27 protein-coding genes, 1 pseudogene and 1 riboswitch are annotated in these 26,506 nt (G+C 58.3%); of the genes and pseudogenes, 17 read left to right on the plus strand and 11 right to left on the minus strand.

Annotated features, from left to right (window positions below):
* Positions 1-46 precede the first annotated feature (46 nt).
* From ligD to BM216_RS30100, 5 genes are all read left to right on the plus strand, one after another.
* Positions 47-2,683 (plus strand): DNA ligase D, encoded by a 2,637-nt coding sequence (ligD, locus tag BM216_RS30090; RefSeq protein ID WP_093003540.1) that lies wholly within the window; start codon positions 47-49, stop codon positions 2,681-2,683.
* Between the two features lie 94 nt (positions 2,684-2,777).
* The gene (locus tag BM216_RS33790; RefSeq protein WP_143102909.1) at positions 2,778-3,119 is read left to right on the plus strand and encodes a hypothetical protein; all 342 of its coding nucleotides are present in this window, start codon (positions 2,778-2,780) and stop codon (positions 3,117-3,119) included.
* 94 nt (positions 3,120-3,213) lie between these two features.
* Complete coding sequence (locus BM216_RS34350) at positions 3,214-3,384, plus strand: hypothetical protein (protein ID WP_177230982.1); 171 nt, start codon at positions 3,214-3,216, stop codon at positions 3,382-3,384.
* 377 nt (positions 3,385-3,761) lie between these two features.
* Positions 3,762-4,019, plus strand: a complete 258-nt coding sequence (locus BM216_RS30095; RefSeq protein ID WP_093003542.1) for a hypothetical protein — start codon at positions 3,762-3,764, stop codon at positions 4,017-4,019.
* Positions 4,020-4,101: 82 nt separating this feature from the next.
* Positions 4,102-4,221 carry an entericidin domain-containing protein gene (locus tag BM216_RS30100; RefSeq protein WP_244530410.1) on the plus strand — a complete coding sequence of 40 codons (120 nt, stop codon included), beginning with the start codon at positions 4,102-4,104 and terminating at the stop codon, positions 4,219-4,221.
* 682 nt (positions 4,222-4,903) lie between these two features.
* Here BM216_RS30100 and BM216_RS30105 read toward each other — a convergent pair.
* The 4 genes from BM216_RS30105 to BM216_RS30120 all read right to left on the minus strand — a co-directional run bounded on the left by BM216_RS30105 (position 4,904) and on the right by BM216_RS30120 (position 8,151).
* Complete coding sequence (locus BM216_RS30105) at positions 4,904-5,125, minus strand: hypothetical protein (protein ID WP_093003544.1); 222 nt, start codon at positions 5,123-5,125, stop codon at positions 4,904-4,906.
* A 9-nt stretch (positions 5,126-5,134) separates the two neighbouring features.
* Positions 5,135-5,377 (minus strand): DUF982 domain-containing protein, encoded by a 243-nt coding sequence (locus BM216_RS30110; RefSeq protein WP_093003546.1) that lies wholly within the window; start codon positions 5,375-5,377, stop codon positions 5,135-5,137.
* A gap of 626 nt (positions 5,378-6,003) precedes the next feature.
* Entirely contained in the window at positions 6,004-7,605 is a 1,602-nt protein-coding gene (locus BM216_RS30115) for an alpha/beta fold hydrolase (RefSeq protein ID WP_210217087.1), read from the minus strand.
* Positions 7,606-7,947: 342 nt separating this feature from the next.
* Positions 7,948-8,151: a cold-shock protein gene (locus BM216_RS30120; protein WP_093003548.1), complete on the minus strand. Its 204-nt coding sequence runs from the start codon at positions 8,149-8,151 to the stop codon at positions 7,948-7,950.
* 238 nt (positions 8,152-8,389) lie between these two features.
* Positions 8,390-8,501: riboswitch (TPP riboswitch) on the plus strand.
* Between the two features lie 94 nt (positions 8,502-8,595).
* Between BM216_RS30120 and thiC the strand changes: the two genes are divergently transcribed.
* The 5 genes from thiC to BM216_RS30145 are packed head-to-tail and all read left to right on the plus strand — an operon-like array spanning position 8,596 to position 12,995.
* Positions 8,596-10,419, plus strand: coding sequence for a phosphomethylpyrimidine synthase ThiC (gene thiC / locus BM216_RS30125; protein WP_093003550.1), 1,824 nt, complete (start codon positions 8,596-8,598; stop codon positions 10,417-10,419).
* Entirely contained in the window at positions 10,419-11,396 is a 978-nt protein-coding gene (thiO, locus tag BM216_RS30130; protein WP_093003552.1) for a glycine oxidase ThiO, read from the plus strand. The genes thiC and thiO overlap by 1 nt, the downstream gene beginning before the upstream one ends.
* Before the next feature lie 4 nt (positions 11,397-11,400).
* Positions 11,401-11,598, plus strand: a complete 198-nt coding sequence (thiS, locus tag BM216_RS30135) for a sulfur carrier protein ThiS (RefSeq protein WP_093003554.1) — start codon at positions 11,401-11,403, stop codon at positions 11,596-11,598.
* Between the two features lie 3 nt (positions 11,599-11,601).
* Positions 11,602-12,375, plus strand: coding sequence for a thiazole synthase (locus tag BM216_RS30140; RefSeq protein WP_093003556.1), 774 nt, complete (start codon positions 11,602-11,604; stop codon positions 12,373-12,375).
* Positions 12,372-12,995 (plus strand): thiamine phosphate synthase, encoded by a 624-nt coding sequence (locus tag BM216_RS30145; RefSeq protein WP_093003558.1) that lies wholly within the window; start codon positions 12,372-12,374, stop codon positions 12,993-12,995. The genes BM216_RS30140 and BM216_RS30145 overlap by 4 nt, the downstream gene beginning before the upstream one ends.
* Positions 12,996-13,122: 127 nt before the next feature.
* On the opposite strand, the gene BM216_RS34355 is transcribed toward BM216_RS30145, so the two are convergent.
* Positions 13,123-13,287: a hypothetical protein gene (locus tag BM216_RS34355; protein ID WP_177230983.1), complete on the minus strand. Its 165-nt coding sequence runs from the start codon at positions 13,285-13,287 to the stop codon at positions 13,123-13,125.
* Between the two features lie 478 nt (positions 13,288-13,765).
* Between BM216_RS34355 and BM216_RS30155 the strand changes: the two genes are divergently transcribed.
* The gene (locus BM216_RS30155) at positions 13,766-14,113 is read left to right on the plus strand and encodes a hypothetical protein (RefSeq protein ID WP_093003562.1); all 348 of its coding nucleotides are present in this window, start codon (positions 13,766-13,768) and stop codon (positions 14,111-14,113) included.
* A 739-nt stretch (positions 14,114-14,852) separates the two neighbouring features.
* Positions 14,853-15,352 (plus strand): annotated as a pseudogene (locus BM216_RS30165) (cupin domain-containing protein).
* A 177-nt stretch (positions 15,353-15,529) separates the two neighbouring features.
* Here BM216_RS30165 and BM216_RS30170 read toward each other — a convergent pair.
* From BM216_RS30170 to traA, 4 genes are all read right to left on the minus strand, one after another.
* Positions 15,530-16,165: a lysozyme family protein gene (locus tag BM216_RS30170; protein ID WP_093003566.1), complete on the minus strand. Its 636-nt coding sequence runs from the start codon at positions 16,163-16,165 to the stop codon at positions 15,530-15,532.
* A gap of 14 nt (positions 16,166-16,179) precedes the next feature.
* The gene (locus BM216_RS30175; protein ID WP_093003568.1) at positions 16,180-17,346 is read right to left on the minus strand and encodes a conjugal transfer protein TraB; all 1,167 of its coding nucleotides are present in this window, start codon (positions 17,344-17,346) and stop codon (positions 16,180-16,182) included.
* Entirely contained in the window at positions 17,336-17,791 is a 456-nt protein-coding gene (traF, locus tag BM216_RS30180) for a conjugative transfer signal peptidase TraF (RefSeq protein WP_244530405.1), read from the minus strand. The genes BM216_RS30175 and traF overlap by 11 nt, the downstream gene beginning before the upstream one ends.
* Before the next feature lie 104 nt (positions 17,792-17,895).
* Positions 17,896-21,207, minus strand: coding sequence for a Ti-type conjugative transfer relaxase TraA (gene traA, locus BM216_RS30185; protein ID WP_093003571.1), 3,312 nt, complete (start codon positions 21,205-21,207; stop codon positions 17,896-17,898).
* A gap of 250 nt (positions 21,208-21,457) precedes the next feature.
* Between traA and BM216_RS30190 the strand changes: the two genes are divergently transcribed.
* From BM216_RS30190 to traG, 3 genes are read left to right on the plus strand one after another with little or no spacing between them, the layout of a single operon-like run.
* On the plus strand, positions 21,458-21,748 hold the full coding sequence (locus BM216_RS30190) for a TraC family protein (RefSeq protein WP_093003573.1): 291 nt from the start codon (positions 21,458-21,460) through the stop codon (positions 21,746-21,748).
* A 4-nt stretch (positions 21,749-21,752) separates the two neighbouring features.
* Entirely contained in the window at positions 21,753-21,968 is a 216-nt protein-coding gene (gene traD / locus BM216_RS30195; RefSeq protein WP_093003575.1) for a conjugal transfer protein TraD, read from the plus strand.
* Entirely contained in the window at positions 21,961-23,877 is a 1,917-nt protein-coding gene (gene traG / locus BM216_RS30200) for a Ti-type conjugative transfer system protein TraG (protein WP_093003577.1), read from the plus strand. Before traD ends, traG begins: the two co-directional genes overlap by 8 nt.
* 218 nt (positions 23,878-24,095) lie before the next feature.
* On the opposite strand, the gene BM216_RS30205 is transcribed toward traG, so the two are convergent.
* Entirely contained in the window at positions 24,096-24,338 is a 243-nt protein-coding gene (locus BM216_RS30205; protein ID WP_093003579.1) for a hypothetical protein, read from the minus strand.
* Positions 24,339-24,501: 163 nt separating this feature from the next.
* Between BM216_RS30205 and BM216_RS30210 the strand changes: the two genes are divergently transcribed.
* Positions 24,502-24,762: a WGR domain-containing protein gene (locus BM216_RS30210; protein WP_093003581.1), complete on the plus strand. Its 261-nt coding sequence runs from the start codon at positions 24,502-24,504 to the stop codon at positions 24,760-24,762.
* A gap of 91 nt (positions 24,763-24,853) precedes the next feature.
* Here the strand turns inward: BM216_RS30210 and BM216_RS34360 are convergent, their stop codons facing one another.
* The gene (locus BM216_RS34360) at positions 24,854-25,024 is read right to left on the minus strand and encodes a hypothetical protein (protein WP_177230984.1); all 171 of its coding nucleotides are present in this window, start codon (positions 25,022-25,024) and stop codon (positions 24,854-24,856) included.
* Between the two features lie 951 nt (positions 25,025-25,975).
* Here BM216_RS34360 and BM216_RS30215 point away from each other — a divergent pair.
* On the plus strand, positions 25,976-26,392 hold the full coding sequence (locus BM216_RS30215; RefSeq protein WP_093003621.1) for a hypothetical protein: 417 nt from the start codon (positions 25,976-25,978) through the stop codon (positions 26,390-26,392).
* Positions 26,393-26,506 lie beyond the last annotated feature (114 nt).

Below are 26,506 nucleotides of genomic sequence, written 5' to 3' on the forward strand. Positions count from 1 at the left end.
CAATCTGCACAGTCGTGAGACGCTTCGATCTAGACCGAGGATCGCCATGGCCGACAACCTGAGCAAATACCGCGCAAAGCGCGATTTTAAAAAGACCAACGAACCAAGCGGCGACCTGGAGGTGAAGTCTTCGAACAGGCGTCGCTTCGTCATCCAGAAGCATGATGCCACACGTCTCCATTACGACCTCAGGCTCGAACTCGACGGTGTGTTCAAGTCATGGGCTGTAACCAAAGGTCCCTCGCTTGATCCTCACGACAAGCGATTGGCTGTCGAAGTCGAAGACCATCCGCTGGACTACGGCGACTTCGAAGGCACGATCCCCAAAGGCGAGTATGGCGGCGGCACAGTGATGCTGTGGGATCGCGGGTATTGGGAACCGGAAGGCGGAAAATCCCCTGAGGATGCGCTGAAGAAAGGCGACTTCAAGTTCAAACTTGATGGCGACCGACTGCACGGCAGCTTCGTTCTTGTCCGCATGCGCACCCGCGAGGGCGAAAAGCGCACCAACTGGCTCCTGATAAAGCACCATGATGATCAGTCGGTGGACAACAACGGTAATGCAGTATTGGTGGAAAACGACACCTCGGTCGCGTCCGGTAGGACAATGGATGCGATAGCATCCGGCAAAGGCCGGAAACCGAAGCCCTTCATGACGAAGGGGAGCGAAATCACGGCGGATGCAGTCTGGGATAGTAGCGAAGGTCTCGCTGCGGACGAACGGAAAGCCGTGACGAAACCCAGGAAGCCAAAAGCTCCGGCTTCCAGGTTTCCATCGTTCATTCCTCCCCAGCTCTGCGACACCGTCGAGCGAGCGCCATCAAGCGAAGGCTGGCTCCACGAGATCAAGTTCGACGGGTATCGCATTCAGATGGCGGTGGCTGACGGCGAGGTCACTCTAAAGACCCGCAAAGGACTGGACTGGACCACCAAGTTTCCATCAATCGCGTCTTCGGCTTCAGTCCTTCCCGATGCGATCATCGACGGCGAAATCTGTGCTCTGGATGAAAACGGTGCGCCAGATTTCGCCGCTCTCCAGGCTGCGATCTCGGAGGGCAAGACCGACGATCTGGTCTTCTTTGGATTCGACCTTCTTTATGACGGAACCGAAGACCTAAGGGACTTGGCGCTTAGGAGTCGAAAGGACAGGCTGTCCGCGCTGCTTTCAGACGCAGGAGATGACCCGCGCTTACGATTTGTCGAGCATTTTGAGACAGGGGGCGACGCCGTGTTGAAGTCGGCCTGTCGTCTGTCTCTTGAAGGCATCGTCTCGAAGAAGGGCGATGCGCCTTACGTCTCCGGTCGAACGGCGACTTGGGTGAAGTCGAAATGTTGCGCGGGTCACGAGGTCGTCGTGGGAGCCTATGCGAAGACAAACGGCAAGTTTCGTTCACTTCTGGTCGGCGTATACCGTGGTGAGCATTTCGTGTATGTCGGAAGGGTTGGTACGGGCTACAGTGCGAGAGTCGTCGAGACGTTGTTGCCGCGCCTGAAAGAGGTGGAAACGTTTAAATCGCCATTCACCGGAATAGGTGCGCCAAAAAAGTCTCCAGACATCGTTTGGCTAAAGCCGGATCTGGTCGCCGAGATCGAATTCGCCGGATGGACGGGCGACGGCCAGGTTAGGCAAGCTTCGTTCAAAGGCTTGCGCGAAGACAAGCCAGCCAAGGAGGTGGAGGCTGAGAAACCCGCCAAGCCCCTAAAGACCGAAGTCCCGGATCCAGAGACAGACCGCGCCGCTCCTCAACACTACCGCAAGGGCGCGAAGGTGGATGTCATGGGCGTACTCGTGTCCAGTCCCGGTAAATCTCTTTGGCCTGATGATGGAGCAGGGGAGCCTGTCACCAAGCTGGACCTGGCCCGTTATTACGAGGCCGTGGGACCCTGGCTCATCGACCACGTCAGAGGTCGCCCTTGCTCAATCATACGGACGCCCGCCGGCATCGAAGGCGAGCAGTTCTTTCAGCGGCACGCGATGAAAGGCACATCTAACCTGGTCGAGCAGGTGAAGGTCTCCGGAGACAAGCAACCGTATCTTCAGATCGACCGCGTGGAGGGCTTAGCCGCCGTTGCCCAGCTGGGTGGAGTGGAGCTTCACCCGTGGAACTGCGAGCCAAACCAGCCAGAAGTGCCGGGCCGACTGGTGTTTGACCTTGATCCCGGTCCCGATGTCGATTTTTCATCCGTGGTCGATGCCGCCCGCGAGATCCGAGATCGTCTGGAGGAACTCGGTCTTATCAGCTTTTGCAAGACGACGGGAGGCAAAGGGCTCCATGTGGTGACGCCCTTGGCAGTCGCGAAAGGGCGAAAACTGAGCTGGGCCGAGGCAAAAGGGTTCGCGCATGATGTCTGCGAGGAAATGGCCCGAGCTCATCCGGAGCTGTACCTGATCAAGATGTCCAAGGCCCAGCGCGATGGCAGGATATTCCTCGACTACCTCAGGAATGATCGCACATCGACAGCGGTTGCACCGCTTTCGCCCCGTGCACGTCCCGGAGCCACAGTATCGATGCCGCTGAATTGGACGCAGGTGAAAATGGGATTGGACCCAAAGCGCTTCACGATCCGGTCGGTGCCGAAGCTCATAAAGGACAGCACAGCGTGGCAAGACTACTGCGACGGCCAGCGCTCCCTTGAGCAGGCCATTAAGCGTTTTGCGAAATCAAGAAGCCGCGCGGCCTAGTGCCTCTGTCACTGTCACCGCAGCATCGGCTCAACCAGGGCATGGAATTCTCATGAGGCGGATCGGTTCAGCTGACGTTTCTGGGAGGAAAAATATGACCGATCGAAAAGTTGTCGAGACGAGCACAGAGGCCCGCCAAGGTCGACCAGGCAAGCCGGTGCTGATCGTGCTTGTAGCAGCTCTCGCTCTGGCGCTTGTCGCATGGCTAGGCGCTGAGATGTGGGCAGAGGCGACAGAGGCTGCCACGGGCGATACTACGACGCCGCCAGCGCAGAGCAACGCGCCTTCTTCACCGGCGCCGCCGAGCACCGGTCCGGCGATCCCCCGCCGACGGATCGCCCCCCTCATCCTGATGGCGGTTCTGGTGGTAAATCGGAGACAAACCAACCCGCAGGGAGCACGACCCGTCCATAACCCGGGAGCACGAAGCGGGTGATCCGGCTCTCCTTGCCCTGTGAAATTTTTGACTTTGCCCTTCCGGAACTTATCTCCCTTCCGCTTTGTTCAACTCAAAGACAGGGAGAAACCCAATGGTAAGAGCGCAGGACGAAAACTTCCTTCAAAACAAGACCGAGGGGTCGACCAAGCGTGCCAAGAAAGCCAGGATGGGCAAGGGATTTGTCATCCTCCTCGCTTGCTTCGCAGCTATCCTCTTTGCCGTATATATCTCGATTGCAGTCTACGGCCTGAGCTTCGCATGATTTTGGAAAGCGATCCCGCGCTTGGCATTCCCTATGTGGAGCGTGAGCGTGCCACCGACACGACCGTAAAAGCTCTGTGAGTTGCGCCGTCCCGCGGCAATCCCTGCGGTTGTTCGAGATTTGACGGTTTTGCGAGCCTTAATCACGGTAAGCTTTTAGTACGTTCTACCGGATGACGTCGTAAAGCAGCATACAAGAAGAAGCCGGTATCGAGCACGTTCAAATGTCCGCATGATGTAAAGCTTGGCCAGAAGTATCGCTGCGCGCGAAACTCAGGCATCGCGGGTCTGACGTAGACTTGAGAAGCGCTTTTTAGATTTGCCTGCAACCAAAAACGAGTTCGTTCATTTTGCTGACGCCTGACTGGAGGATCTCAGATGTTGGTGATAGACGATTGGCTGTATGACCGCCTTGAGGAGCGTCGTTCCAATCTTGCGTCATCAGATGATCCTCACGACTTAGCAATGCTGGCGGGTGTTTTGCGCGCCGAGGCCATTGCTTACGGCTTTCCGGTCGAAGCTCTCGAAGATGCATACGATGCAGACATTCCGACGTTCCTGATGATGAATTTGCAGCCCTGCGTCGCCGCGGTCAACTCAGCGTTGAAGAATTCGGCTACCAGCGTTGCTACTTAACTCCCTGACGATTTCGCAGGCGTTCCCAACTAATAAGGGTAGCATGACAAGACTATTTGCAACCTTTACCGTGTTTACCGTTATGACATTCGCCCTTGCTTCGTGCGGAAACACGATCCGCGGTGCGGGCAAGGATTTGGCCGGAACGGTGGATGCCACTCAAAATGCGGGCAAGCGTGTAGACAACGCTGCTAAATACTGATGGGCTATCCGCGTCTCCGTTGCGTAGTCCGTTTCAGAGCTCTGGTGTGCAGCAGTGCACCGTGTGATCCTTTCACCCCGGGCCTGCTGCGTGGGTAAGCTTCTGCTGAGGCGTAATAAGCCCTCATAATGGCAGCTCAGCGTCATGATCCTATTAGCTTATCTCTGAGAGCTTGTGCTAGCGAATCGAGCGGAATTTCGACGCCGAATAGCCGCCTCAGAAACGCAATCTCGAACAGTGGTTTGAGAGTTCGGCTCGTCACGGACAGCATCCCGGCTGAGGTTTTCTCTGGCAATTGTTGGGGGCTTTGGGAACAGCGCCTATGAGACTGGGCAAGACGCTCGGCGCAATCTCTAGATCACAGTCTCAAAGATGGCAGACGTTTTCACCAAGCTCTGCCTATTATCCAAGTCTATGATGCCGGTTCTGTCTATCGAGATGGCTTCACGGGCCGACACAGTCGATCAGCTGGCGCCTTCTACGGGATGCTGCTGGTGAAAGAGTAATCTACCTCATGCAATCGCTCGCGGGAAACCGAAAATCCGAGCGCCAACAAGGCCAAGGCGGGAAGGACGAAGAGGGCGACGCCGATAAAACGCATCATCAAAACTCCAGCGATGTCCCCTCCTGAATCCTGCTGAAGTTGGATTAAATTTTAGTAAAATATGGCTCGTGTTGATATTCAAAACGTTGACGGCTGACCTTCGCGATACCTGCGACGCGCATTCTGCTTCTTTGCGTTTTCGGCCTCCCGCTTCAGCCAGTCCTGAGTGGCTGTCGCGGGATCGCTATCGATACTTGGCCGGCGTCGCAGCTTCCCACGTCGGAGAATGAAAAAAGCGAAAATGCCCAGTGCTGCGATCAAAAATACAGCGAGGGCGAGCATCGGGAATGGATCGGGCATTTTTAAACCTCATCCAGCTAGTTTGTAGTCAGTGTCCGGCGTACGCTCTCCAGTGGCTAGGAAGATCTCAAAAAGCTCACGGGCCTCGTCGGGAGAGGATCGCCGGTCGAGCGCGCGGAGTACACATGCGTCGGCAGCAGCGAAGTTCATGCCCTTCATCCCCGGCCATTCACTTAGGAAACGTCGTGCCTCAAGCGGCCCAAATATGAGTTTCTCGCCGGCCGCAACGGGCTTATCCCAAATGATCTGCATGTTCGTCTCCTGATGCTTAGGACTTTAGTCCTGTGCGTAGAACATTTCCCGTCGTCATAGGTTCCGTTCAATCGGCGACCTGTCTGCCAGAATCCCAGCGAACTGCATGACTGAGTGGCGTAGGGTGACTCTCGCCGCATCCACATCCTAACGCCGCCAAGCCAAGGCTATCCCCTAAGCTTGGAGTTCCTTGACGGTTTTTTAGAGCGGCGGGATAGGGCAGCTTAGGTTCGTCAAGAGTGTTGGTATGGAATCTGCGGTCCCGGCAATCGCTTGGGGGCCTCTAATCGGCGGCGCCGTCGGAGCTTCCGCCACAACTTTGATCCTCCTCCTTTTCGGCTCGGGATTAGGCCGGACTATCGTCTCTCCGTGGACGAACCACAGTGCGTCCGCAGCCACTGTGGGACGGTCAAGAGGCTCAATTTTGTGGAGATAGGCGGCAGGGCGACGCGGCTAATTGGCAGCAATTGCCTGTTGGCGGCTCCGAGGCCTGGTAAGATCGCCAAGGGCGATCCGTCATCGCTCCCCCATTTCTAGCAGGAGGGCATGGGCTTCGTCAGACTCCCGGCGGCCAGCTATTCGCTCTGCCAAACCCTGTCTCATTTCGGCAAAAATGCTCGCAGCGATCAATCTTTGACGTCGGGTTTGCTCGACAGTTCCCAATCATGGGGAACCGATGTGACGAGAGCCTTCAGGTCGGCCGGGGCTACAGAGCCCGGCATCGCCTTTTTGTCGAGAGCGGCAGCGGTGGCAAAAGAGACCATGCGGCTTCCGGCATAAGCCATGTTCTTAGGGTTCTGCGTCTGCAGGCCATGCGGACCCAGAAAAACGGAAATATCCTTCAATCCTTTTGCCTTTTGATAGGTCGCAAAAGATCCTTCCAGCCCTTCAACATAGTCCCAGGTCCCCTTGACGATCTGCAGAGCCGGCCACTTCTCGACATTCGCAAAGATGGACGAGTCCGGGTAATAGGTTGTACTGAACTCGGTCCGCAACGCGCCTTCCACGGCATCGTGGCCAGCAAGACGATAGCCGAGAGCCCCGGAGTTCGGACCGTAGAGAATGGCCCCCTTGATGTTCTTCAGAGCTCGTGCAGGTTTGCAATGTTTTTCCGCAGTATCGAAATTGCAATCCTCGACGAAATTCTTCTGCATGAACCATTGGGTCGCGTAGGAGCCGCGCGAATATCCGCCGATAAGGACCGGGATATCTTCGATCGCCATGCCGTCGAGGATGGCGCGGCTGGCGGCCTCGCCTTCTGACGGCACTCCGTCGGGTCCGAGCACCCTCAAGCCGTTGCCCGTTTCAAGCTGCGCCAGCTCGCGGAACATGTCGTTTGCCTGTTCGGCTGTGTTAAACCCGTTTCGCCCTCCGGAAATGCCATTGCCGCGGCGATCGGTGACCAGCACGTCAAAACCTGCCGTGTGGAAGTCGTGGAGAAACCCGCGCCAGTGTCGCATGCCGGGCTCTTCCGAAAACCTGTCGCTCTTTGCGGCCAAATATGTCCCGCTGGCAGCGTCCCTCGTGAACGGCGGATTTCTCGGATCGTCGATGGCCGTCAGCTCGCTGCCACCACCATTATTCATTATGACCAATGCCCGCATTTTCTGGCCGTCGGCATCAGCGATTCCCGTACCCTTTATGAACCAACCGCGTAGCTTGATGTCGCCCTGAAGATCGAGATGCCTCATCTCAAAGCTGTCACGCGGGACGGTAAATTCGACGACATAGGTTTGGGCATCGCTTTCAGCAATCGGCTCTTTGTATTCCGATATGCCGAAATAGGAGGGACGGCGGATCGCTTCGAGATCTACCGTCCCGTCGAAGTCTATCACGCCGGTCTTGTCCACCGTTCCGGTATCGCGCGGCTCGAACTTGACAAAGCCCTTGGCAGCCGTCAGCGTCTTGTCGCGACAGATAGGATCCTGCTTGCAGGCCTCCCATTTCTGCCGGATCCTGCCGTCAGAGAACTCGCCGATGTAGAAGTCGTCGAGCGACACCCCACGCGGGGCAAGCTGGTTGGTGAGCGTGAAGGGCAGGCATACGTCGACGCCGTTCCAGGAGGAAAGGTACCCCGGCAGTTCGCCGTTCTTGTCGACATTGATCTTCTGGCGGCAATCCGGAACAGGTGTCCCGGGATTAACGATCGCCCTGGGCGCATCCTGCGCGTACCCGGCGCTCGCCGCAGAAACCAGCGATATTGTAACGACGGCCTGCCACGACTTCATTCCTATTCCTCCCAAGGTTCCCTTATGCCAAATATCAGGAGGCTTAAATATGCGGGTCGGATCCGAAGGCCAGGGTATCATGCCTCGAAATGGTGACGAGTATCCATTGCGCAGGCCTCCGAAGCGGCGAAAACGGACCTCGGGTAAAGCTACACTCAATGGTTCATATCCATCATAACCGGACGCCGGCGCCCTAGCTCTGCTTGAGGATGGAGTTGAAGCGGGCAGGCGGCCACTACAGAAGAATTGTGCCGAGGGATCGGCTGGATCGTCTTTGGAGCGGACACTTACGCGGTAAGCTGGAATGTCGGCCTCTTAAAGACGAGGCCGACAGAAAGGCGCTCAGAGAACGCTGACGTTTTCAGCCTTTGACTTGCCGGTTTTACGGTCCTGCCCGACGTCATAACTGACCTTCTGTCCGTCCTGAAGCGAACCACCGAAACTCACGGCCGAGATATGAACGAACACGTCCTGCCCACCGTCGTCGGGGGTGATGAAGCCAAAGCCCTTGTCTTGGGCGAAGAATTTTACTGTACCAGTTGCCATTATTTCCTCGATGACCGGTTATCGTCAGGCCACGCATACCGAACATAAGAAGGTGCTGCAAGGCATCGCCGGCGCCAGTAGAAACCTACAGCTACACCGCAGCGCGTTCATGCCCCGCCAGGCGGCGGCCTACCTGCAACCTGGTCACCGGGCGCCGGCGGCTTTCCAAGCTCCGGCTTTCTTCTCGCTTGCGCCGCCCGACCGGCTTGACCCGGCACATCGGCTGTCATAGCCTCCTCTCATTCACCAGGGGTGTCCCGGCAAGGGGCTGAGATTCTGCTATCGCGCGCAGTGACCCGTTGAACCTGATCCAGTTCATACTGGCGTAGGGACGGTGCAAAACGCTGCGATATCCACGGACCCGCAACCCGGGTCTGTGATCGCCGTTCTTCCATCTTTCCGGCTCTAGGACTGGGTCTCCAACCGAAAATTTGGAGCCTCACGATGAATATTGCCGCCAAACCACACAACCCCACTGTTACCTTCGGTCCCTTTCCGGCCTCCGCCAAAATCCACGTCTCGGGACAGCAATATCTCGATCTGCGCGTGCCGATGCGAGAGATTGCTTTGCATCCGACGGCGGGCGAACCGCCAGTCACCGTCTATGACAGCTCCGGTCCATACACCGATCCCGGCCACGCCGTCGTCATAGACGCTGGCCTGCCGCGCCTGCGCGAAGGTTGGATCGCAGACAGAGGTGATGTCGCCCGCTACGAAGGACGCCACGTCAAGCCGGAGGATAATGGCTTCGCTATCGGCGAGTCGCTGACGCCGGAATTTCCGGTGCGCCACGTGCCGGCGAAGGCTACGTCCGGCCAAGCCGTCACGCAGTTGGCCTATGCACGCGCCGGCATCATCACGGCGGAAATGGAGTTCATCGCCATTCGCGAGAACATCGGCCGGCAATCCGCCAACGAGGCTCTGGCGAGAGATGGCGAAAGTTTTGGCGCGCACATCCCGGACTACATCACGCCTGAATTCGTCCGGCGCGAAGTGGCCGAGGGCCGCGCCGTCATCCCCGCCAATATCAACCATCCAGAAAGCGAGCCCATGATCATAGGTCGCAATTTTCTGGTCAAGATCAACGCCAACATCGGTAATTCGGCCGTCACCTCTTCCATGGCGGAAGAGGTTGAAAAAATGGTCTGGGCGATCCGTTGGGGCGCGGATACGGTGATGGACCTGTCGACCGGCCGCAACATCCACAACATTCGCGACTGGATCATCCGCAACGCTCCTGTCCCGATCGGTACCGTGCCGCTTTATCAGGCGCTGGAAAAGGTGAACGGCGTTGCCGAGGACCTTTCATGGGAAGTCTATCGCGATACGCTGATCGAACAGGCCGAACAGGGCGTCGACTATTTTACCATCCATGCCGGCGTACGGCTTGCCCATATCCATCTCACTGTCGAACGCGTCACCGGCATCGTTTCGCGCGGCGGGTCGATCATGGCAAAGTGGTGTCTGCATCACCATCGCGAGAGCTTCCTATACGAGCATTTCGACGAGATCTGCGATATCGCGCGTGCCTATGACGTGACCTTTTCACTGGGTGATGGCCTGCGTCCCGGCTCGATCGCTGATGCCAATGATGCGGCTCAGTTCGCCGAGTTAGAGACGTTGGGCGAGCTGACGAAGATTGCCTGGGATAAAGACTGCCAGGTGATGATCGAGGGTCCTGGTCATGTACCCATGCACAAGATCAAGGACAATATGGATAAGCAGCTCGCCACGTGCGGCGAGGCGCCCTTCTACACGCTTGGTCCGCTCACCACCGATATTGCCCCTGGTTATGACCACATCACGTCAGCCATCGGAGCGGCAATGATCGGCTGGTTCGGAACTGCCATGCTCTGCTATGTCACGCCGAAGGAGCACCTCGGCCTTCCCGACCGCGACGACGTGAAGACTGGGGTCATCACCTACAAGATCGCCGCCCATGCCGCCGATCTTGCCAAGGGACATCCCGGCGCGCGGTTGCGGGACGATGCCCTGTCACGTGCTCGTTTCGAATTCCGTTGGGAGGACCAGTTCAACCTTTCGCTCGATCCGGATACGGCGCGGAACTTCCACGATGAAACGCTGCCCAAGGATGCGCACAAGGTCGCGCACTTCTGCTCCATGTGCGGACCGAAATTCTGCTCGATGCGGATCTCGCACGACATTCGCGCCGAAGCGCAAAGAGAAGGGCTTGAGGCGATGGCCGCGAAATACCGCGACGGCGGCGATCTCTACATGCCGCTGGCCAACCGAACGGGAGAGGCCTGATGTCGTGCTTCATCGTTAAAGGGGCAGGTGTCGCCGGCCTTGCCGTCGCTCATGAATTGCTGAGACGCGGCGCGAATGTCGATATCGTCGACCTTAAGGAAACAATAGGGCAGGGCTCCTCGTTTTTTGCCGGTGGCATGCTCGCTCCCTATTGCGAGACGGAGGCGGCGGAAGAAATGGTCTTGAAGCGAGGGCTTCATGCCGCGGACTGGTGGGACCAGGCAGTTCCGGGCGCCGTCACCCGAAACGGTACACTCGTGGTGGCGCAGCCGCGCGAACTGTCGGACCTTCTGCACTTCGCGTCGCGCACAACAGGTCACGTCTGGGTCGATAGGGACGGCATCGCCGCGCTCGAACCGTCATTGGCCGGCCGTTTCGACAAGGCGCTGTTTTTTGCCGCGGAAGCCCATCTAGATCCGCGCCGTGCGCTTGTTCGGCTTGCGGAAAACATCAGGCAGCTTGGCGGGCAATTCCATTTCGGTTCACGACCCCCGTCGACGAAGAATTGCAGCGTCATCCTCGACTGCACCGGTCCGGCCGCAATCGCGCATATGCGCGGTCTGCGCGGCGTTCGGGGCGAAATGCTCCACCTCGAAACCGGGGAAGTTTCTCTGTCGAGACCTGTCAGAATGCTGCATCCACGCCATCCGATCTACGTCGTGCCGCGCGACAACCATCGCTTCATGGTCGGAGCGACGATGATTGAGATGGATGACGACGGGCCGATTTCAGCACGTTCTCTGATGGAATTGCTCAATGCCGCTTACGCATTGCATCCGGCATTCGGCGAGGCACGGGTGGTGGAAACAGGCGTCGGCATCCGCCCGGCCTTTACCGACAATGCTCCACGTGTTGTCGAGACCACGGAGGGCCTCGCGATCGCCGGCATGTATCGTCACGGTTTTCTTCTCGCCCCCGCCATGGCGGTGAGTGCGGCCACCCGACTCTCGAAAGGTCTGAGGTTCACCAAGGAATGATCGAATGAACCTTATCGTCAACGGAAAATCTCACTCTCTGGAGACCATAACGCTCGCGGATTTGCTTCAAGCACTAGAATACGAAGGCAATTGGCTGGCGACGGCCGTCAACGGTGATCTCGTGACCCGCGAGGATCGCGCGAAGCTGCATCTGGCGGAAGGCGACAGGATCGAAATTCTGTCACCGATGCAGGGAGGTTGAAACATGCTGAACCTTTATGACTGCACACTGTCGTCGCGCCTTCTGCTCGGCACGGCACGTTATCCGTCACCGGCTGTTTTATCGGAAGCCGTAATCCGGTCGGGTGCTGGCGTCGTCACTGTATCGCTTCGCCGCGAGACCGCCGGCGGCAAGACCGGTGGAGCATTTTTCGAACTGATCCGTGGACTGGGCGTGCGCATCTTACCTAATACCGCAGGATGCCACAGCGCATCGGAAGCGGTGCTGACCGCCAGGATGGCGAGAGAGGTTTTCGGCACCAGTTGGATCAAGCTGGAGGTCATCGGTCACCATGACAGTCTCCAGCCGGATGTTTTCGAACTGGTGGAAGCCGCGCGAATCCTGACCGAGGAAGGTTTTTCCGTCTTCCCCTATACAACGGACGATCTGGTTGTTGGCGAAAAGCTTCTCGCCGCCGGTTGCCGTGTGCTGATGCCCTGGTGTGCACCGATCGGCTCGGCCGCTGGACCGCGAAATCGCCCAGCACTCACCGCTATGCGGGCAGCCTTCCCCGGTATTCCGCTGATCGTCGATGCCGGGCTCGGCCGGCCGTCACATGCGGCCGTCGTAATGGAACTGGGATATGATGCTGTGCTGCTCAATACTGCCGTCGCGATGGCCGGCGATCCCGCGGCAATGGCAGAAGCCTTCGCCAAGGCGACAGAAGCGGGCCGGCTCGCGTATATTGCAGGAATGCTGCAGCCGCGCGACATGGCCGTGCCCTCGACGCCGGTCATCGGCAAGGCGGTGTTTTCGTGAGGCTAGACCCATTCTATCTGATCATTGACAGCGCCGATTGGATCGAGCGGCTTGTGCCGCTTGGGGTCAGGCTTGTCCAACTGCGTATCAAGGATAAGCGTGAAACTCTGCTCAGGCAGGAGATCCGCCGCTCGAAATCAGTGTGCCTCGCGCACGGCTGCCGGTTGATCCTCAACGACTACTGGCGGCTCGCGATCGACGAGGGGTGCGACTTCATTCATCTCGGTCAGGACGATCTTGCGATGGCCGATCTCAACGCGATCCGCCGGGCAGGGATGAAACTCGGTGTCTCGACCCATGACGTTTCCGAACTGAAGATCGCTCTTGCAGCGGAACCGGATTATATCGCGCTCGGTCCCGTCTGGCCGACTATCTTGAAGGAGATGAAATGGCAACCCCAAGGAATCGACCGCATAGCAGACTGGAAACGCAGGATCGGCGCTCTTCCGTTGGTCGCGATAGGCGGCATCAGTGCGGAGAAAGCCCCCCTGGTTTTGGCGCAGGGTGCCGACAGCGCGGCCGTGGTCACCGACATCACGCTCCATCAGACCCCTGAGGCGCGAACCCGGCAGTGGCTGGCGGCGACTGCACGATGGAGAACCCCTCCGGCAACGCCATGATAGTGTCGTTTCCCATCTCGACCGGACCCATTACCGAGGGTGCGGCCATGCGAATAACGCAGGCGCGCGCATGCAAATGCCGAACGGTCGGGGAGCCGATCCCTCCGCCATCCTGCAACGGAGCGATCTAGAAACCGGTCATTATTGGCAGCCAGGTCGACAATGCGCCGATGAAGGTGATGAGTGCCAGGATGACCAGATAGGCGGTCATGAAGGGCGTCATCTCGCTTACCCTGATCTTGACCACGGCTGACATGACGTAAAGCAATTGGCCGATCGGCGGAGTGATCAATCCGAATGTCAGATTGAGATCCTGCCCACTCCGAAAAATGGTCCAGGAGGACCGCAGCAAATTGGACTCGGTCAGCAGCCACAAGGTTGGCGGTGAACAGAGCAACAAAGCGGTCAACCAGGCTATCGTAAATCTCATCAGATGCGCACGCCGTGCTCTCAAGGTATTCCACTCGTAGGACATTCAGCCGGCCTCCTCGCCTTGTTCCAAGCAACCATTCGTGGATAAAGGAGTCGAGTGTCAGAGAGCAGCACCTGCCTGCGATCAGTCAATAGCAGTGGTGATAAGCAGCGGAAGCGATCCATTTTGCTTCAAATGCATCAGAGGCGAGGAGAGAGGCCGACGCTACCGAGCGGCCCTGATCTCAACGAAATGCTTTTTCCGGGCTGATTGGCAGCTTCTAACGTCTGCGTAACCTATAGAATGCCTTGACGTCCGGGGCAGTCGGTGAGAGAGCGATTGGAAAAAGCGGGAACCAATGCAATTTTATCTTGTCACCCACACCTCTCTCCTCGAAGCAGAGAATGAGGTTCACGCCGCCGAGAAGGCGATCGCCGATCTCCGTTCAGGTCAGGCCACAACCGTCGCTGTCAAATCGGATGAAACAAGCGTAAGGCATGTGAGAGTATCGCCGGCAACCGTAATGACCCCGTCACAACCGCGTTTGAAAGCGGACGGAAACGAGAGCGAAGCCCGCGACATGCCGGAGGCGGCCAAGATCGTCGATACCGACGGACTGAACCGCTGGATCGGATCATTCGCGCTGCTCTGCTCCGTCTCGATCGGCGCGATAGCGCTGCTTATTCTCGCCCTGGCGATGGACTGAACGTCGATCGCCAACGCGAATGGTTGAACCCGATGATACCGATCGTCCACGGCCTGAGGTCTGCGGCCAGCCTGTGATAGAGTCTGTCCGTCGCAAAACGGAGACATTGTTCTGGATCGTTATGTGCGGTTTCCATCTCTGCATGTCCTGCCCGCCAGCCAGGAGATGAGCGCCGATCTCAGTTTTGCGTGGACATGCTCCAGATGCGGACTTGCGATCGTGAACGCGGCGCCCGCGCCAAGATGGCGTAGTGCCGTCACCTCAGCGGTAAGAGGGGCGGTCTCGGCTGCCAGCTCTTGAAGGGTATCGACGGCGCCATGTATTCGCCTGGAAGCCGATGAAACATCGACAGGCGTGCCTCCAGGAGATTGCGATCCGTAGGAAAGTAAGCCCGGCGCATCTGGCTGAAGGGCTCAAGGTCATCCTTGGATATCCGAGCGGTCAGGATAAACGGTTGACGCGCCTTCATCCGAGTTCTTGTCTGTCGGCCATCGCCACACCATTCGCCGGATTAGCCGGGTACCGGTCCCGACCGATTGGCGACGTGTCCTCCTTACAGGCAAATGTAGGGCGATAACCCTACACTCCACTCACAACTGCGGGACTTCGGCTGCGAGGATGTGAGCAGCGCAGTGTTTTGATCAATCCTCTCGACCTGGCCCCCTGCGACTTGAGCCCCCAAAAAGCTTCGTGCAGTCTCGACAGAGACTACCGAACCAAAATCATGACGGAGACACTCATGTCCGAACACAATGACCGCCACGAACACGCCTCCGACCGCTGGAGGCACGATGGGATCCGCGTCATCAAGGGCGATCAGCTTGATACGAACACGCCACAGACACCCGGCATGTTCCGGCAGGCAGCGATCAATCATGCGCGGTCGGTGCGCAGAAGATCTGGGCTGGCACTGTCGCGATAGAGCCCAATGCCAAGACGTGCGTGCATCATCATGGCGCTTTGGAAAGCGTAATCTTCGTGATCCGCGGCAAGGCGAGGATGCGGTGGGGCGACCAGCTCGAATACGTTGCTGAAGCCGGTCCCGGCGATTTCATTTTCGTGCCCCCCTATGTGCCACATCAGGAGATAAACGCAGATCCTGACAATGTCCTCGAATGCGTTCTTGTCCGTTCGGACAATGAGGCTGTGGTGGTCAACATTCCCGACGTCGATCCTGTGGAACAGCCCGAAGAGGTCTACTGGGTAGACCCGATCCATCATAAGCCGACTAGTCGATAGATTAGGGCACGAAGCCGCTCGCGCCGGAGATACGTGCGTCACCCGCCTCGCGTTTGCTGCTCGTCGCGAAAGCTGCTAGAGCCTACGTTGACCACTCCGCTCGATCCGGGAATAGTCCCTTATTGTCGGAGGGTGATACGCCCAGTTTCGCTAAAATAGCGACTGGTCTCTGCCGCCTTACAATCCGCTCGATTCTCGGGCGCCGATCCGCGTCAGATCGATCCTCATTCCGGCTGTGCCCAGGTCAGCCGCACTTTGATCAAAGCTTTGTATCTGCGAACCTGCGACCGGGTCCTCCGGTTCGACCCCACTGGTTTTGGGCGCATCTTCGTCCAAACGGAAAAATGTGGGCCCACCTGGATCGACAGCACCAAAGATGTCTAAGCCCTCGAACCGACCGGTCATCCAGGCGAAGATCGAATCCTCCAGCATCGGCTGGAGTACCTCCCTGTTCGTCGGATATCCGTACCATCTGGTGACAATTCGCGCCACTTTAGCGAACATCGCCGTGCCGTTTCGCAGGTTTTCGCAGGGATCGACGATGGCGATGCTAGACCGACCGACATCCGCACTTGTGACCTCCGCAGGAAGCTGGGTTAGTCCGACGCGCACCACAGCGTGTCCGACATGTTCTCGGATGATTGCGGCCGCCTCGTGCGGCGTGTTCGGCTTCGGAAAAAGGACCAGCCGGCCGCCGATCGTCACCGTGACGGCGAGGGGATCTGCGGAGCCGACAGCCGTAAGGAACTGCTCCACGATGGCGGGTTGCAAGGATGGGTCGGAACATTCCTTGATCAGGGCAGTGTCCAGCATGACTGGCTCCTCGGTTACATGTTGAAGGACAGGACGAGAGGTTTTTCGAAAAGCAGAGACCAGGCAATGGCACTGGAACGCTGAATGGAAACGATCGAAGTCCCTTCTGTCCACCAGCCATTGCCTACCGCGACGATAGCAGCCGGGTCTTGCAGCATGGACTGAAGGACCGGCCAGACGATCAACTGCTCGTAGCAGATAAGCGGCGCAACTCTCGTGCCAGCGATCTCAAACGAGGGGTTGGCGAAGATTTGCGCGCGCGCGCCGCCGCTTCCATCTCCCAGTTCCAGCCAGGGTTGCCACATCGAACCCGGCACAGGCATCCGCTCGCGATAGACGATGCGACCGCCGGCCTGCGAGATCGCCACCAGAACATTGTCATAACCCCTTTCATTGACAACCGTTGCCCCGGCCAGGATCATCAACCCGGAATCCCGCAACGCGCTCGTCCAGAGCCGCTCTACCATCGGGGTCCAGAAACCGATCGCGCTTTCCGGTAGCACAACGACATCGTCCGCCGTTTGGCCCGCCGCTAACGCAGTCGTTACGAGATCGCGCTGTCGGCCCAAATCTGAGCGCCTGCCCAGCGACGAGCCAACCGTGAGGTCGACACCCCTCCAGCCTGTAGGAAAGTCTGGCGTCCTCCAATGTGCGACTGACCAAAGCCAGAAGCCGGTCATGGCGACAGCGGCTAGTGGCCGCAGATTGGTCGTCATGATCGCGAGGCCGGTTGCCATTGTCATCAAACCCATCCATCCCCAGCCAGGGAAGACTATACCGGACGCGACCAGAGGATGAGCCCAACCGAGTATTCCGAAGGGGGGGATCGCCATAAGGACCAAAGCGCCGAGATAGCGAGCCGCTCGTCGCCAGCCAGCCCGCGTCGTCCACGCCCACGCATGGACGACGACAAAACCGGTTGAAGCCATCAGCCATAGCAGGAGACCGGGCCAAAGATTCGCGCGATAGAAGGTCGCGACACCCTGCGGAAGTCCACGAGAGGCCGCCAGAAAATAACCCGCTGCCACTGCTGCCGCGAGGCGCCTGTTGCGAGCCAGCGACCAGATCATCGGAAAGCTTGCCGACAAGGGTAGGGCCAATGGCTCGCCGCACCAGCAGACCCGACCGACGACGACAGCGGCGCAGACCAAAGAGACATCGAAAAGATTTTCACGGCGCATAGGTCAGGACCTCCGACGCCAGCCCGAGAATGCCGGAGGTCTGTATTGGCCCGAAGTATCGCGAATCGAACGAACCGGGGAAGCTCGAGTAGAGGAACACCCGGCCCGCCGGTACAATGCCACCGTCGAAGGCCTTCAGGAACCGGCCCTGACCGTCTTGCGCGACCAGTGAGGACTGCGGCAGGTTGAGCCCGTCGATGCGAACGCATTGACCGATCTCGATCGTCTGGCCCGAGACTGCAACAATCATCTTGATCAGCGGTGCATAACCGCCGGGGCAGAGACCCACATGAAGGTATTTTCGTCTGCGCGCCTCTGCCATGTCTGTCGTCTGCGGCGGGCAGACAAAGACCAGATCGCCGACGCGTGCTGATCTTTCAAGCGGCCGGATCTGCCATATCCCGAGCGGCTCGCTTGCGGTGAGATTGAGCCGGTAGCCCAGCATACCGCCTATAACTGATACGGCCGGAAGGCTTGCGAGGAACAGAATGGAAAGCCAGGTCCGTTTACTCGTCCGCGATGAACACGCTGGTCGGCGGGTGAGACGTGTCATTTGAGTGAAAGGTCCTTGGTAATCGTCTCGTGCATCAAATGCGATTGGGTGAAAGCCTTGATCGAGCGCTCGTGGGCTGCCAACTGCTGCACGGCACGCATCAAGCCCCAGGCAGATTGGACCTGCGACGCTTGAGAGGGGTTCATGCAGGCTGTGATTGCCTGATAGGTTCTTCCAGTGATGTTCTTCGCCGTAGTCGAGAGGAAGGCTCGTTCGCCGAACCGGTCGGAGACAGCTTTCGCAAAACCTTCCAACTCCGCCTTTATCGTTTTGTCAGAAAGCACATTTTCAAGCTGGGCGCGGAGATCGTTCCGGTCGATGGCATCGCGGACGCTTTCGAGGGCCGATTTCGCAGCTGGCGAGAGTGACGGGATATCTATCGACGCGGCCATGCGCATCGCACGCTCCGCGGCCCGGTGCTTGCCCTCCGCTTCGGCGCGCATGTCGATGAAGCGGTCGAGATTGCGACACAAAGCAGACACGGTGAGCAGGGCGGTGCCATGCTCCTGTTTTTCAGCTTTGCTCGCAAACAAACCTGTCCTGCCCTTGAGCGCACCAAACTTCTTCGGTTCGTTGGCGACCGCAAACAGGGTCGATGCGGCGACAGCCTTGTTCGCCAGCATGGCGTCAAGGTTGATCGCCCTGAACGCAGTTTCCGGCTGGGCAAAGACTAAATGGAGTCGGGTGGAGACCTCTTCCCATTGTTTCTTCAACGCGGTGTCGATCGACAGCTTTTCTTCAACCGATTGCTCCACGGAATTTGGAAACGTTGTGATCCCGGATATCATCGGCGTTTCCTCTGCGATCATGCGTGGGGAAAGGATCTTACCTGTCAACGCCGCGACACCGAGCCGCGCTCCGATAGCGCCAAGTGGCATGCCGAGTCTTTGGAGGGTCTGTTTCTGCCGGATCGTCCAGTCGACATGGTCACGGACAATGGTGCGAGCGACGTTGACGAGATGCAGCCCCCGCGCTTCGGCAAAGTGAAGAGCCTGGCGGTAAAGCTGGCGGTCAGCGTAGTCGAGAGTCGTCTGCTTGGTATTTCTCCGTGACAACAATTCGACCAGGCCGCCGGCCTTGGCGAACGATTGCCGGCCGTAGTAGATACCGAGATCCTCTCGATGGCGTGTCATGGCGACATAGGTGAGGTGGCAGTCAAGGGAGAGCGAGGCGAGTACCTTTACCTGATCGACGGTTGCACCCTGGCTCTTGTGAATAGTCGTCGCATAGCCGTGATCAATATTGGTGTAAAACCACTGTTCGACCGGGACACGACGACGATTGGCACCGTCCCCCAACTCTGTGACGATGCGGCCCGGTGCGGCCTCAACAATCCTCGCTAACATTCCATTCTTGACCCCGAGCGATCCTTCATTTTTCAGGAAAACAACCTGCTCGCCAACAGCAAACATTCGAGGCCCATCAGCGGTCATGAACGCGGCCCCAACGTCGATGATGCCGCGTTCGATCAGCATTTGACGCGCCAGTTCATTCAGCATCCGCACGTCGCGTCGCAAATGGGCCAGGATCAACGACGACTTGGATCGGTCATAGTCTCGGTACCAGTCTGCGATGAGGTTTGACACCGCATCGGCTTTCAGTTCCGCGCCAATCATGCACCCGTGTGCGCCATATGCCTCGATGGCTTTGGCAACACGGCCTCGGGCAAGATCGAGTGAAGCCTCGCGCATCCATAGCTCGCGCTGGCGGTATATCTTCTCAAGTTCCGCGTAACCGATACGTTCGGCGATCGCCCGGAAAGCAGCGCCCGCCTCGATCGGCTGGAGCTGCTCGGGATCACCCACAAGAATAAGCTTGGCGCCCGCTTTCGTTACGGTCTCGACCAGATGGGCAATCTGGCGCGACGACACCATACCGGCCTCATCGAGGACAAAGACCATCTTGTCGTTCAGTTGGTTCCGACCTTGGTTCCATCGCAATTCCCAGGACGAAAGCGTTCTGGAGACGATGCCTGCCTCCTTTTCCAGTCCCTCTGCGGCCTTGCCGGCAAGCGCTCCACCGACGACCTCATATCCGGCAAGCTCCCACACTTCCCGGGCTGCTTTCATCATCGTCGTCTTGCCTGCACCCGCGCGTCCGATGATGGCTGCCATCCGCTGAGGGCCGGCCACATGCTCGATTGCCGTCTTCTGCTCGGCAGAGAGGCGATCGTGCCGTGCGACGACGGCATTGAGTAGTGCATCGCGCACGCGGTGCGATAATTGCCCGGAAAGCCAGACTGCACGGTTGACCATCGTTGCTTCGAGACGGATCAGTTCCCTGGTCGTATATTTTGCCGGTGCGCGCTGGCCGGTAGAAAAATCGATGTGTTCGCGATCGAGCCGCAAAATTTGTGGGCTCTGCAGCGTACGGATCATGAGAGAATGAAAAAGCTTCGAATCGTCGATGTATCGATGGAGTAGTCGCGCAATATCCCGGTCGTCGAAAACGCTTTTCTCCCGGCTGATCAGACTGAGCACGATCTCGGGATTTCGGTGTATCCTTCTTGCATTTTCCGCCCGTCGCTGCTCCTGCCGCTCACGCCGCTCGAGCGAAACCCCTTTCGCTGTCTTGCTCGCCTTTTGTTCGATGGCCACCGTCCCGACGCCGAGATGAATGGTCGGCGCCAGTCCGATCTCCTGCTTCTCGAAAGATCGGCCATCAACACGGATATCGAGACCTGCGAGGGCAAGATGCATGTTCTGAAAGGCAAACCAGCCATCGCGAAACGTGGCGAAATCATCGGGGCCACCAGCCCAGAGTTCATAGACGATCTTTCCCGCGTCATTGCGGATAGCTTTCCCGTCAGCTCCCACAACGGCGACCCTTTTTGTACCGAAGCCATCCTCGGCGAGCGGCCGCAAAGTCATCATCAAATGCACATGCGGATTGCCGGGCGCATCGTGATAGACCCAGTCGGCAATCATGCCCCTGGCCGTGACATGACGGTCGACAAACGCACGCATAAGCGCAATGTTCTGCTCCGCCGAAAGCTCGCGCGGCAAAGCTATCGTCACATCCTTGGCAAGCTGGGCGTCTTCGCGCTTCTCAAAATTTTCTATCCCGTTCCAGAACGCCTCGGATGCGCTGGCAACTGACCGCTGGCCGACAAGCTCGCGCAGCCAACGCGGCGCGTCGACAGGTATAGCGAACTCCTCGTGGAGCAGACCCTGCTTGCGCGAGTAGTCGATGATCCGTGCTTCTCGCTCGAACTCCATCTTCGCGCAATGCCGGTAGGCAGCCGACAAGACGGCGCTCCGGCCGGAACCGCGTGTGACGATGCTGACTGAAAAATGCGGGACGGTCATGGCACGATGCTCCTGACTGCAAACGAAATCGACGTGTTCGGTGGGCGCGACCCTGTCAGGGCCATCCGATGGATACGTCGCGGCAGCGACGTATAATTGCGCCATTCGACCCCGTTCTCGGAACGGAATGGATCATGGTCAGAAGCGCTCTAGTTCGCCAACTCGCATTTCTGTCAGTAGATCGGCTCTTCCATCTGCTCGACTGTAACGTTGCTCGATCTCCACAAAAGCACGAAAGGCTCGATCAAAAATGAAACGATCTCCTGCTAAGATCCGGGAAGAAATCGTACGGCTCCAAGATCAGTTGAAGCAGGCCGAGAGTCGCGATGCCGAGCGCATCGGCCGGATCGCGCTCAAGGCCGGGCTCGGCGATTGGGATGTGTCGGAAGACGATCTGCAGACCGCATTCGAGGAAATGGCCAGGACTTTTCGAGCAGATGGAGCTGTTCCATCACGCAGGGAAAGGGGCAATGGTGGAAGCCCGCTGTCGGATCCGTCACTCGCGCCTCACGCGGCTAAAGGCAACCTTGGCGAGGCTTGAGCGGATGCAGAAGTCCACCTCATCGCAGATCCGCAAGAAGGATACGCGCGACAAGATTGAGCTCGGCGGCTTGATCGTGAAGGCCGGGCTGAGATGGGAAGAAAGAGCCCTTCTCCTCGGCGCGTTGATCGACTTCCGACAGCGCGTAAAACAGGACGGCAAGGAACGTCAGCGGCTGACCATCATCGGGACAGAGGCATTTGGCCGTGGCGATGATTAGATTGGTGCTTCTCATTGCCCCCTGTATCGCGATGATCGCTATCGTGATCGGCTCTACAGGGATCGAACATTTGATGTCGGCTTTCGGTGGGACCGAAGCTGCGAAGTTGGCACTTGGACGCGTGGGCGTCGCCGCGCCCTATATCGTAGCCGCGAGCGCAGGGGTAACATTTCTGTTCGCCGTCGCTGGAACGCTCAGCATTCGTGTCGCCGGATGGGGTGTCGTGGTTGGATCCGTATCGACCTGCGCAATTGCCACTGCGCGCGAGATGACACGCCTTATCGGTTTGGCCGGGCGATCGCCAGATGGTCAGACGCTTTTATCCTATCTCGATACGGCAACGCTCGCCGGTGCGGGTGCAGCATTGTTGGCAGGATGCTTCGCGCTACGTGTCTTACTCCTCGGCAATGCTGCCTTTAGCCGTCCCAGACCGAAGCAAGTCGTCGGCAAGCGTGCACTTCATGGGGAAGCTCACTGGATGACGATGCGGGAAGCAGAAAAGCTGTTCCCACAAGCTGGCGGAATTGTGGTTGGCGAGCGTTACCGCGTCGATCGAGATAGTGTCGCGGCGCTATCGTTTCGTCCGGGTAACGCCGCCACATGGGGCGCAGGTGGCAGATCTAAGCTCCTTTGCTTCGATGGTGGGTTTGGCTCGTCGCATGGGATCGTTTTCGCGGGTTCGGGCGGGTTCAAAACGACCTCAGTGACAATCCCAACCGCGCTTAAATGGGGAGGAACTCTGATCGTGCTAGATCCTTCGAATGAAGTCGCGCCAATGGTCGTCGATCATCGGCGCCGGGCCGGGCGCGATGTTCATGTGCTCGATCCGAAAGAGCCCGAGACTGGGATTAATGTGCTGGATTGGATCGGCCAGTTCGGTGGCACCAGGGAGGAAGATATCGCTGCGGTCGCATCTTGGATCATGAGTGATAGCGGCCAAGGCGGCGGCACGCATGGTGAGTTTTTCAGAGCTTCTGCTCAGCAGCTTCTCACAGCAATCATCGCGGATGTCTGCCTTTCAGGGAGCACGGAGCAGACCGAACACACGCTGCGGCGGGTTCGCGCCAACCTTTCAGAACCCGAGCCGACACTGCGGAAGCGGTTGCAGGAGATCTACGAGAATTCGCAATCCTCGTTCGTCAGGGAGAATGTCGCCGCCTTCGTCAATATGACCCACGAGACTTTCAGCGGCGTCTATGCCAATGCGATCAAGGAGACCCATTGGCTGTCCTACCCCAACTATGCAGCCCTGGTGTCTGGATCAACTTTTTCCAGCGGTTCGATAGGTGCCGGCAAGACCGACGTCTTCATCAACATCGACCTCAAGACGCTTGAGGCGCACGCTGGTCTGGCGCGCGTGATCATCGGTTCTTTTCTCAACGCGATCTACAATCGCAACGGCACGATTGAAGGACGCGCGCTCTTCCTCCTCGATGAGGTGGCCAGGCTCGGCTATATGCGCGTCCTCGAAACCGCCCGGGATGCCGGACGCAAATACGGCATCACGCTCACCTTGATCTATCAATCAATCGGTCAGTTGCGCGAGACCTATGGAGGTCGTGACGCGGCCAGCAAGTGGTTCGAGAGTTGCAGCTGGATCTCGTTCGCCGCAATCAACGATCCGGAAACTGCCGAATATATCAGCCGAAGATGCGGCCTGATCACGGTCGAGATCGACCAGGTCAGCCAGAACATTCAATCGAAGGGATCGTCACGGACCCGATCTAAACAACTCGCGTCTCGCCCCCTTATCCAGCCGCACGAAGTCTTGCGCATGCGCGTCGACGAGCAGATCGTTTTTACGGCTGGAAATCCGCCATTGCGTTGCGGGCGAGCGATCTGGTTTCGTCGAGGGGAGATGAACGGGTGCGTTCGGATCAAACCGTCACGTACACCACCGCGGGGGTAAGTGCTTGAACGCTGCATCAGTCGCACTGCTCGGAACAATCGGCTGGGGCCGGATCCGAGAAAGACGATGAAGAGTATCGGAGAAATCAGCATAGCGGCCGCCTCGGCGGGATTTCGGGAATTCTCGACACGCTTCTGGCCGGATCCACGGCAGCCGCAGGAGCCTTAGCATAGCGCCGCGAAGCGGAAGGCGGGATCGACTGCCGCCGGTCAGGGCGTTCAGATTTCTACCGGCCCCGTCTCGCTCTCATCGGCTTCGCTCAACAGGCCATCATAGACCTCCATCAAAGCATCGGTGATCGCCTGGCCGAGCGCGTTGCCGGCGGCACGAAGCTCATCCTCGCTACCGTCCTTGGCTGCGCGAGCAAGCTCTAAACCCTCACCGCTAACACTTTGCTTGGCGATTTCGATTGCCCATTGACCAAAGTCTCCGCGATTTTCAATCCGGATCGTGTCGTCCATTACTATCTCCTTCTGATCGCGCCTTCTTCTACCGACCCAGCTAACAAAACAAGGGGCGCGGTCTTCATGGGCACGTTTTGACATCACTGAGATGAATCGATCCCACGTCATCGATTCATATCTTTCGTTGGACGGTCGACCGCTGTGATGGAACACTTTCGTCATGATCAGCCAGCCTTATCAGACCTATATCGAACGATCGGACCGAGCGCGTAACATGGCGCGCTTCTACGCGATGACGATCGATCAGACCCTGTTCGGGAAAGCTTGCCTGACTCGGCGTTGGGGCAGGATCGGAACGTCGGGCCGATCAGTGAGCCACCATTTTGAGCGTGAGCAGGAAGCAGTTGTCCTTTTCCTCGATCTGCTAAGGCGAAAGCGCAACAGAGGTTATGTTGCTGTGAGAGCGAGATCGGACGCCTGACGTTTGGAGCCGGGTGGCGTTGCTGAGGGCGACAGAGGGAGACTGCCGCAGTCGTCGCCCATCCCGGTCACGACGCGGAAGGCGCTCCCCCTCAGAAAGGCGCCTCGACCTCTGAACTGCCGCTCTGTTCGGCGATGGCGACGGCAAGTTCTGCCTGGATAAGTTCGAGCTCGGCTTCGATCTGACGGCGCTCCGCGGCGTTGATTGCATTACGAAGTTCGGCGCGAAGTTCTTCGATCTGCTGCTCGATAGAATGGGTCATCGTCTCATCTCCTTGAGTTCGTGAAAGACGAAGATCGGCGCCAGCGAGGTGATGGCGGGGTCAGGGATCGCGTTTGCGACCGGCAGAGCCGGGGAGTGGGGGAGCCGATTTCCGAAAGCGGCAGGCCGACGGCCGCTGGAGGGAATTGGGGGAACCGCTCATCCTTGAGGCCGCTATCGCCGACAGGCACAATTGGTCATCTGAGCAGCTACCCACACGGGTGGATGTGGCACCAAAAAAGCCGAAACCGGCTCGATGCTCGTTTCGGCTTTCTAAAAGGTTCAGTTGGCAGTCCTGACCCGCGATCTCCGCCTGCCGGTCCCCACGCAGATGTGGTCCAATCCCAAGGCTGCCCTTCCAAAGAGGAAGTCCCAGCTTTCTTCAGGCTCTGTTTGCTGAATGCCGATCAGATGCATTGAATGTAGTCCTGGCCTTCGACCTCACGCCGCGCTGCGGAGGTGGGGTCTGGGAAGGGCGGATCCGTCGAGGTCGAGAGAGACATAGTCGAGGCCCTGAATCGGCATTTCCTGGCAGGCGCCGTCGAATTCGGCCGGATCCGATTAGACGTCGCATCCCTTTCGCTGTCTCGAGCTTCTCCATTGCGGCTTCGATGACAGTCGCTTGGACTGGAAACGATCCGGCATAGCGGTCAGGACCGAATGCAATAGAGGACGGAAGCTCTTTCGATTCATCAGCCGCGAAGAGAGCAGGCTTGCAGCGGTGGCGCAAGAAATCTCAGGATGCCCGTCGCTGAGGACGATCGGGGTGAAGGCGGCCTCAGGTCTGGCTTGCCTCATCGAACCTGCCGATGGCGCGGATCGGTGCCGCACTCGCAAAAAAAGCACCTATGGCAGCATTTAGCGCGTTTTGGCCGGGAAAATGGCTGTTCTTAGTGATTGACTTCCCGTAATGGCGAAACGCATGCTCTCGCGCCTGACAAAGGAGAAACTGATGGCCGACGAAATCACGCCTGAGACCCCTAGCCGTACAACGACCGAAACGCCGGCCGCCGCCCCTGCTGCCAAGAAGACACGAGCACCGCGCCGTCCGAAGGCTGCAGCGGAAACCGCTGCTAGCGAAGTACCGGCTGTGGCAACCGAGACGCCGGTAAAGAAGACGCGCGCCAAGCGTGGTTCCAAGCAGGCCGCCGCAAAGGCTGAGAAGAGTGCTGTTGGGTCGAAGAAGACTGCCACCCGCGTGCCGCGCGTCAAGGCTGCCGCAACTACACCAGTGGCAGCCGTTGAGTTTTCGGATGACATCGCCGACCTGATCAAGCTCGAGGAAGAGAACACGCAGCTCCGCAAGGAGCTGTCCGCGAAGCTGCGCTCGGAAAACGCCGATCTGCGCAAGCGTCTCGGCAAGGCCTGAGAGCAATTCCGGAATGCCGTTGCCATCGGCCACGGTGACACCATTTCATGATGCGAAATCGCCGGGCTCGTGATCGGGCCCGGCTAATGCAATTTGCTGCCGTGTCAAGCTGCA

This window comes from Rhizobium sp. NFR07 (assembly GCF_900111905.1).
Classification (GTDB): Bacteria; Pseudomonadota; Alphaproteobacteria; order Rhizobiales; family Rhizobiaceae; genus Neorhizobium.

Coding starts and splice junctions, on each gene's coding strand:
- ligD (WP_093003540.1), top strand. CDS start 47: ATGGCCGACAACCTGAGCAAATACCGCGCAAAGCGCGATTTTAAAAAG.
- BM216_RS33790 (WP_143102909.1), top strand. CDS start 2,778: ATGACCGATCGAAAAGTTGTCGAGACGAGCACAGAGGCCCGCCAAGGT.
- BM216_RS34350 (WP_177230982.1), top strand. CDS start 3,214: ATGGTAAGAGCGCAGGACGAAAACTTCCTTCAAAACAAGACCGAGGGG.
- BM216_RS30095 (WP_093003542.1), top strand. CDS start 3,762: ATGTTGGTGATAGACGATTGGCTGTATGACCGCCTTGAGGAGCGTCGT.
- BM216_RS30100 (WP_244530410.1), top strand. CDS start 4,102: ATGACATTCGCCCTTGCTTCGTGCGGAAACACGATCCGCGGTGCGGGC.
- BM216_RS30105 (WP_093003544.1), bottom strand. CDS start 5,125: ATGCCCGATCCATTCCCGATGCTCGCCCTCGCTGTATTTTTGATCGCA.
- BM216_RS30110 (WP_093003546.1), bottom strand. CDS start 5,377: ATGCAGATCATTTGGGATAAGCCCGTTGCGGCCGGCGAGAAACTCATA.
- BM216_RS30115 (WP_210217087.1), bottom strand. CDS start 7,605: ATGAAGTCGTGGCAGGCCGTCGTTACAATATCGCTGGTTTCTGCGGCG.
- BM216_RS30120 (WP_093003548.1), bottom strand. CDS start 8,151: ATGGCAACTGGTACAGTAAAATTCTTCGCCCAAGACAAGGGCTTTGGC.
- thiC (WP_093003550.1), top strand. CDS start 8,596: ATGAATATTGCCGCCAAACCACACAACCCCACTGTTACCTTCGGTCCC.
- thiO (WP_093003552.1), top strand. CDS start 10,419: ATGTCGTGCTTCATCGTTAAAGGGGCAGGTGTCGCCGGCCTTGCCGTC.
- thiS (WP_093003554.1), top strand. CDS start 11,401: ATGAACCTTATCGTCAACGGAAAATCTCACTCTCTGGAGACCATAACG.
- BM216_RS30140 (WP_093003556.1), top strand. CDS start 11,602: ATGCTGAACCTTTATGACTGCACACTGTCGTCGCGCCTTCTGCTCGGC.
- BM216_RS30155 (WP_093003562.1), top strand. CDS start 13,766: ATGCAATTTTATCTTGTCACCCACACCTCTCTCCTCGAAGCAGAGAAT.
- BM216_RS30170 (WP_093003566.1), bottom strand. CDS start 16,165: ATGCTGGACACTGCCCTGATCAAGGAATGTTCCGACCCATCCTTGCAA.
- BM216_RS30175 (WP_093003568.1), bottom strand. CDS start 17,346: ATGCGCCGTGAAAATCTTTTCGATGTCTCTTTGGTCTGCGCCGCTGTC.
- traF (WP_244530405.1), bottom strand. CDS start 17,791: ATGCTGGGCTACCGGCTCAATCTCACCGCAAGCGAGCCGCTCGGGATA.
- traA (WP_093003571.1), bottom strand. CDS start 21,207: ATGACCGTCCCGCATTTTTCAGTCAGCATCGTCACACGCGGTTCCGGC.
- BM216_RS30190 (WP_093003573.1), top strand. CDS start 21,458: ATGAAACGATCTCCTGCTAAGATCCGGGAAGAAATCGTACGGCTCCAA.
- traD (WP_093003575.1), top strand. CDS start 21,753: ATGCAGAAGTCCACCTCATCGCAGATCCGCAAGAAGGATACGCGCGAC.
- traG (WP_093003577.1), top strand. CDS start 21,961: ATGATTAGATTGGTGCTTCTCATTGCCCCCTGTATCGCGATGATCGCT.
- BM216_RS30205 (WP_093003579.1), bottom strand. CDS start 24,338: ATGGACGACACGATCCGGATTGAAAATCGCGGAGACTTTGGTCAATGG.
- BM216_RS30210 (WP_093003581.1), top strand. CDS start 24,502: ATGATCAGCCAGCCTTATCAGACCTATATCGAACGATCGGACCGAGCG.
- BM216_RS34360 (WP_177230984.1), bottom strand. CDS start 25,024: ATGACCCATTCTATCGAGCAGCAGATCGAAGAACTTCGCGCCGAACTT.
- BM216_RS30215 (WP_093003621.1), top strand. CDS start 25,976: ATGGCCGACGAAATCACGCCTGAGACCCCTAGCCGTACAACGACCGAA.